1 protein-coding gene is annotated in these 245 nt (G+C 63.3%); it reads left to right on the forward strand.

The genetic code is table 11. The annotated features are described in order from the left end of the window. Positions 1 to 245, forward strand: a 245-nt coding sequence (locus CVH10_RS26325) for a hypothetical protein (RefSeq protein ID WP_181244730.1), incomplete at both ends; no start/stop codon positions are given.

The following is a 245-nucleotide window of genomic DNA, read 5'->3' on the forward strand; positions in this document are numbered from 1 at the left end:
GGGCAAGAAGGCTCTGCTCCAGAGCCTGACGGATAGGGGCACAGATGCCGAACCCTTCGCGGGCGACAAGAAGACGGCTCTTGTCGAAATCGCGGCGCGCAAGGCGGCTGAAAAGCGTTGGGTTCCGCCGATGCTGGCCAGCCTCTCGGAAGTCACCCTTCACGAGAAGCACAACACCGCCAACAAGGGCGCGGCCGGGTCGTTCAGTGACGACGAGGACGATGACTTCTCCGACGCCGCTTTCG

The organism is Halomonas sp. ND22Bw (genome assembly GCF_003011945.1).
Taxonomy (GTDB): domain Bacteria; phylum Pseudomonadota; class Gammaproteobacteria; order Pseudomonadales; family Halomonadaceae; genus Halomonas; species Halomonas halophila.